8 protein-coding genes are annotated in these 5,869 nt (G+C 61.8%); 5 read left to right on the plus strand and 3 right to left on the minus strand.

Translation table 11 applies throughout. From position 1 onward, the window contains the following. The 3 genes from VEK15_13835 to VEK15_13845 form a co-directional block, all read left to right on the plus strand. Window positions 1-526, plus strand: a 526-nt coding sequence (locus VEK15_13835; GenBank protein HXV61772.1) for a DUF481 domain-containing protein, incomplete at its 5' end; no start/stop codon positions are given. A 149-nt stretch (window positions 527-675) separates the two neighbouring features. Further along, the gene (locus VEK15_13840; GenBank protein HXV61773.1) at window positions 676-885 is read left to right on the plus strand and encodes a hypothetical protein; all 210 of its coding nucleotides are present in this window, start codon (window positions 676-678) and stop codon (window positions 883-885) included. 167 nt (window positions 886-1,052) lie between these two features. Further along, window positions 1,053-1,874 (plus strand): cyclic nucleotide-binding domain-containing protein, encoded by an 822-nt coding sequence (locus VEK15_13845; protein ID HXV61774.1) that lies wholly within the window; start codon window positions 1,053-1,055, stop codon window positions 1,872-1,874. Window positions 1,875-1,911: 37 nt separating this feature from the next. Here the strand turns inward: VEK15_13845 and VEK15_13850 are convergent, their stop codons facing one another. The 3 genes from VEK15_13850 to VEK15_13860 form a co-directional block, all read right to left on the minus strand. Continuing rightward, window positions 1,912-2,559, minus strand: a complete 648-nt coding sequence (locus VEK15_13850) for an STN domain-containing protein (protein ID HXV61775.1) — start codon at window positions 2,557-2,559, stop codon at window positions 1,912-1,914. Window positions 2,560-2,568: 9 nt separating this feature from the next. Continuing rightward, window positions 2,569-3,438 carry a transglycosylase SLT domain-containing protein gene (locus tag VEK15_13855; GenBank protein HXV61776.1) on the minus strand — a complete coding sequence of 290 codons (870 nt, stop codon included), beginning with the start codon at window positions 3,436-3,438 and terminating at the stop codon, window positions 2,569-2,571. Between the two features lie 129 nt (window positions 3,439-3,567). Continuing rightward, window positions 3,568-4,134: a DinB family protein gene (locus VEK15_13860; GenBank protein ID HXV61777.1), complete on the minus strand. Its 567-nt coding sequence runs from the start codon at window positions 4,132-4,134 to the stop codon at window positions 3,568-3,570. Between the two features lie 158 nt (window positions 4,135-4,292). On the opposite strand from VEK15_13860, the gene VEK15_13865 reads away from it, so the two are divergent. Then, complete coding sequence (locus VEK15_13865) at window positions 4,293-5,354, plus strand: GntG family PLP-dependent aldolase (GenBank protein ID HXV61778.1); 1,062 nt, start codon at window positions 4,293-4,295, stop codon at window positions 5,352-5,354. A gap of 123 nt (window positions 5,355-5,477) precedes the next feature. After that, the coding region (locus VEK15_13870; GenBank protein ID HXV61779.1) for an Hsp20/alpha crystallin family protein at window positions 5,478-5,869 on the plus strand (392 nt) is incomplete at its 3' end.

Below are 5,869 nucleotides of genomic sequence, written 5' to 3' on the forward strand. Positions count from 1 at the left end.
CGACATCACCAATCGCCTCTTCTGGGTGGTGGGCGGCGGCTGGGACCGGGACAAGAATGCGGGCATCGAGAATCGCTCCATCGTTTACGGGGGCGTGGGCCATACGTGGCGCCAAAGCGAGCACATGGCATTCAAGACCGACTACACGCTCACGTTCACCCGAAGAATCGACTTCGTCGAGGACCCGGAGCGCGACAAAGACTTTTCCGAGGTTCGGCTGTCGTGGGACTACATGCACAAGCTCCGTTCCGAGACACAGTTCGACAGCGACTTCGAGTTCTTCGTCAACACGAGCGACGCGAGCGACTACCGCTTCAACACTCCGAACACGGTGACGACGAATCTCACCAACATCTTGGCCCTTCGTTTCGGGGTCCAGTTTCTTTATCAGAATGTTCCCGCACTCGAAGAGATCACCTTGTTCGATCTCGATCCCGCCGGGGGCGGAGTGCCGATTGGGACCGCGATCGTCCGAAAGAAGAAGCTCGACACCGTCCTCAAGTTCTCCCTCGTCGTTACCTTTTGATTTCCGCGGAATGCTACCAAAAGTAACGCGACGGCCACGCCGGGTCGTAGACTCGGATGACGCAAGTGGTTGTCCGAATTGAGGATTCGCGACGGATCCGGAGCTGGTCTCGCTCTTGCAACACCAGAAAAGCGAAAGAGAGGTCGACGATGGTACGTACGAACATGCTGTCGCCGAGAGCCAAGCCCCGACCGACGATCTATGTCGAGCCCTACGACGAGGGGCGGGGTCCCCGTACGTTGGTCAAGGTCGAGTTCGTCCACCGAGGAGGGTTGTCCCGAGAAGAGCACGTCTTTCCGAGCTTGGGCGAGGCGCTGGCTTATGCGCAGCAGTTGAGCGACTCCGATTCGTCTCGTTAGCTCGTATACTTCTCCCCAACGGACAGCCTGACGGAAATCGCGACTGCTGCCAGCCTCCCCCATCGCGATTGTCCTGCGGCTCGATTGTTCGGTAAACTTCGAAATAGCCGTCTTCGCGGCACACCCTCGACACCACGGGCGTAGCTCGTCCACCGCGGGAAACGAGTATGAAGAGTCGCTCCGGTTGGTCCCAAATCAAGCGCCGATACCCATCCGGCACCATCGTCTTCGAAGAGAACGATCCGGGAAAACGAATGTACGTGATCCGGAGTGGCAGAATCCGGATCTATCGCAGGGTCGGCAAGGAAGAGGTCGAGCTGGCGACCCTGGGGCCGGGCGACTTCTTCGGAGAAATGGCCCTGCTCGAGGGCCTCCCACGATCCGCCAGTGCCCAGGTGCTCGACGATTGCGAGCTCATCGAAGTCGACGCGGAGACCTTCGAGGCCATGATCCACAACAGCTCGGAAATTGCCGTGCGAATCATGCGCGCGCTGGCCGCGCGCGTCAGAGAGCTCGACTTCCGGCTGCAGAATCTACTCGCGGATAGCGGCGTGGGCCGAGCGATCGAGGTGCTTCGTTGGCTTCGTCCAAAGGGTCGGCGCGAGGGCGACTACGTTCGCCTCGATGCCTCCCGAGTGCACGTCAGCATCACCGCGCAGGCGCGGCTTCCGCCCGGGGAGGCCCAGGAAGTGCTCGAACGGCTTCGAAATGCGGGCTGCATCTTCGAAGACGGTCCCGACGTTCTGATCGACGCCGGCGATCGCCTCGACCAATACGCGATCTATCTCGATCTGAAGAGGCGCTATCAGCCGAACGATCGTATCCCGGTCGAGGCCAACACCGTCGTTCTGGAAGACAAAAAGAAAGCCGTTCAGCGGCTACTGAAGGCTCTCCGAGTCCAGGGATATGAGGATGGCGGAGACGATGCCCTGAGCGTGCAGTACCAGCGATACATGGAGCTGAGGCGCCGGTTCGATCGGGACGCGTAGCGGGTCTCGGTCACAACTTGGCAGTCCTCGGTCGAGGTTACCGGGCGACTCGCACCGCCGACGAGCTCAACGTTTTGTAGTAGAGCCCGTTGGTCGAGAGCAATAACTCGAGTGCCTGGGCGAAGGTCACGTCCTTCAAGTCGACCGTCACGAGCCGGTCACGGTACGACTCGTCGAAAAGGATGTTCACTCCCGAAAGCCGGCTCAAGGCTTCGAGAACCTTGCGGAGGCTCGTCTCCTCGGCGAAGCGCAGGTTCAAGGGGGCATCCGAGAAAGGATCGAGCACCGGCTCGGGTCCGAAGAGGATTTGCCCATGGTCGGGCGGGTCGGATTCCAGCGGGGGTTCCGCCCGCCGCCTCAACTCCCGAAGCTCGCTCTCGGCGAAACGATTGCCCGGATCGTACTCCAAAGCCGCTTCGAGCTCGGAAGCGGCGACCAACGAATCTCCGGCCTCGAGGCGCTCTCGCGCTTCACGAAGGTGGGCGCGAGACGCTTCGAAGCGCGCGAACTCCAGAGCGATCCGGTACTCGAGGGACTCGGGCTCTTGCGAGGCGGCACGCTCGTAGTGCTCGACCGCCAGATCCCAATCATCGCGTCTCGCTGCTTCCTCTCCCGCCTCGAAGGACCTCCGGGACCCACTGCAGGCCAGCAGGGCGAGCGAACAGGCGACGATCGCGCCCTTCACGCTGGAACCTCAGTCGGTCTTGGCGGGCACGAGCTTTTTCGCATCCCGGCCGAGGTCCCGATAAAGGATTTCGAAGCCCCGTCCCGGGACCATCGGTAGCTCATCGGAAAGCCGCGCATACTGCTCGAGCACCTTGGGAACGTAGTCCATCGTTTCCGCCGCGGTACGGTGACTTCCGGCGCGGTAGTAGCCCGCATTGATCGGCCCGCCATTGTACTCCGCGAGCACCATCCCGATGTCGTTGTAGGTCGACATCAGGACGTCGAGGTAGAGTGCCGCCATCTCGGTGTTGCGCTCGGACTCGTAGAGCATCTCGTCGGTGTATTCCCAGCCGAGCATGCCGGCGAGCATCCGTCCGGTCGAGGGCCAGATCTGATACAGACCTCGAGCATTGGCCTGGCTGCGAGCTCGCGGATCGAACCGGCTTTCCACGATGCCGATCGACAGAAGCAGCAACGGATCGACGGAGGCGTATTTGTCGGTCGTCGCGAGCAGCACCTCCGCGTAACGGTAGGCATCGCCAAGACTCGCGGCACTGTTCACCCGCAAGATCTCGTCGCGGATCCCGAGCAAGAGCCGTTGTCGAGCCGTGTCGAACTGGAAGCTCGCGTGCAGCTCCTGCAGGCTCTGCTGCATCTCGCCTCGGGTGTCGACGAGCCGGCGCTCGAGATCGGACGCCCGTTGGTGCGTGTGGTAGGCGAGGCCGAGCGCGAAGAGCAACAAGACACACAGGCTGAATAGCGCGCTCGACTGCCAGCCGGACCGTCGTTTCACGGCGACGGTACGTTGCCGCCCGGGGGCGATTCGCGTGCGAGATCCCCGGGCCATCCTCCGATTGAAGTCGTTGATCCGTACGGGTTCGGGCTTGGCGTTGAACATAGAGGCACCTTCCCTCCGAGAATTCCAACCGGAATGTCGATGATGGCATCAGTATGGACTTGGAGGTTCCATCATGCAACCTCTCACGGTCCTCCCGGCCGTCATTCGGCTCGAGCTAATGGGCGCCGCTCAAGTTGAAATGGCGCCCCCCGGGAACCCGGGGCTCGATTTGACCCTCTCGATCTGTCTCGTGTGCCTCCGCTCGTGCCAACCGGTGACGAGAAGCCACTGGTAGGTATTGAGCTCACCGAAAAAGGGGTGAGGAAAAGTGAGTAGGGAAAGGTCGAAAGCCGACAGCGCCTCGACGGTGGTCTCAATCTTGTCGCGAGAAAGACGTAGGCGAGAAAGCGACTCCTCGACCTCGATTCGGCTGCGGGGTGTCACGCGATCTGGCGCCTTTGCCTTCTGGTTCTCGGCGCGGGCCACCACCTCATCGATCGAGTCCAGCACCGAGCGATCGGGGCTCGGATCGGGTGGCAGCGATTCTTCTCGCGCCCTTCGAAGCATCAAAGCCATGAGTTTCGCGCTGGACTCATCGGCGAGCGCCAGATGATGAAGCACGTCTTCGATGGACCAAGCCTCGGGCAACTCTCGGTGCCCCAGCTGCCCCGGTTGGAGCCCCTCGACCGCGCTCAGCAAATTCGAACGATCACGATCGATGGTCTGCAGGATCTCGCGTATCTTCGTCGAGGTCATCGACTGCATTGTGCGGGATGCCTTCGAGCAGTGCAAGAGTTGACCGCCCGGAGCCGTCGAGCCCGAGGACGGTCACCCCGGGCGCCGAGACGAGCTACCTTTCCTGGCTAACCCTCAGGCCTCCTGGCCGGACGCGCGGTGCGGTATCATCCCGCTTCATGATCGATCTGAGGAGCGACACGGTCACGAAACCGACCCAGGAGATGCGCGCGGCCATGGCCCGAGCCGAAGTGGGCGACGACGTCTACGGCGATGATCCCACGGTGCGAAAACTCGAGGAAAGAACCGCCGAGATGCTCGGCAAGGAGAGCGCGGTGTTCATGCCAACGGGGACGATGAGCAACCAGGTCGCCCTGCGCACGCATACCGAAGCCGGAGACGAGATCCTCGCGGACATCAACGCGCACGTGGTCACCAGTGAGGGCGGCGCACCGGCGGGACTTTCCGGTATTCTCGTGCGGCCCCTGCTCGGCAAGCATGGCATCTTCACGGCGAGCGACGTCCTCGGTGCCGTTCGGGTGCCACACCCCTTCTATCCACGATCGTTGCCGGCACCCACGAAGCTGGTCTGCCTCGAGAACACGCACAATGGAGGCGGAGGCACGATCTGGCCTCTCGACCGCCTTCGCGAAGTCGCGCAAGCGGCTCGGAGCCGCGGTCTGGCGCTCCACCTCGACGGCGCACGGCTGTGGAACGCTTCGGTCGCGACCGGCATCCCAGAATCCGAGTACGCTGCCGCGGTCGACAGCGTGAGCGTATGTTTTTCCAAAGGACTCGGCGCTCCGGTCGGCTCTGCGCTCGCGGGACGGCGAGCTTTTATCGAGCGCGCGAGACGATTCAGACAGATGTTCGGCGGTGGACTCCGCCAGGCGGGGGTGCTCGCCGCGGCTGCCCTGCACGCGCTCCAACACCATCGCTCAGAGCTCGTCGAGGACCATCAGAAGGCTTCCGCGCTCGCGGCCGGCCTCGCCGGCCTCCGCGACATCGAGCTCGACACGAATCTGGTGCAAACCAACATTCTCCGATTCCGCGTCACCTCGATGACCGCGGCCGAGCTCGTCGAAAGATGCTATGAGAATGGCGTCCATATGCTGCCATCGGGGGAGGATCGAGTGCGAGCCGTCCTGCATCGAGATATCCGCCGATCCGATGTCGCTAAAGCACTGTCAATATTAGAGAAAGCGCTCTCCGGGGAGCGGAGATCTTCCACACTCCACTAATATTTATTTGCTTGACAAAAACTAACAATCTATCTATCATAACCGCCGTTAGCACTCACTGCGAGTGAGTGCTAATATCACCCGACGGAGTTGTAGAAGGTGCCGTTTGCACATTGGGATCCTGTGCGCGAGCTCCTGGCTCTCCAGGAACGAATGAACCGTTTGATCGATCAAACCCTTTCGCGAACGCACACGGAGGGCGATCTGTCCACATCGGGCTCCTGGTCGCCGGCGGTGGACGTGTACGAGTCCGACACCAGCCTCGTTCTCCAGGCGGAGCTTCCGGATGTCGAACAGCAGGATATCGAGGTGCGGGTCGATGAAGACCGGGTAACGCTTCGCGGGGAGCGCCGGCTGAAACATCCGCTCAGCGAGAAACATTTTCTTCGCATGGAACGTTCCTACGGCCCGTTCAATCGGACGTTCGCGCTGCCGGCGAGCGTCGACGCCGACCGGGTGACGGCCGAATTCAAGCGTGGTGTTCTGACGGTCACGCTTCCGAAGCAGGAAAGCGA

The sequence above is a fragment of the Vicinamibacteria bacterium genome (genome assembly GCA_035620555.1).
In the GTDB taxonomy this organism is placed as follows: Bacteria; Acidobacteriota; Vicinamibacteria; order Marinacidobacterales; family SMYC01; genus DASPGQ01.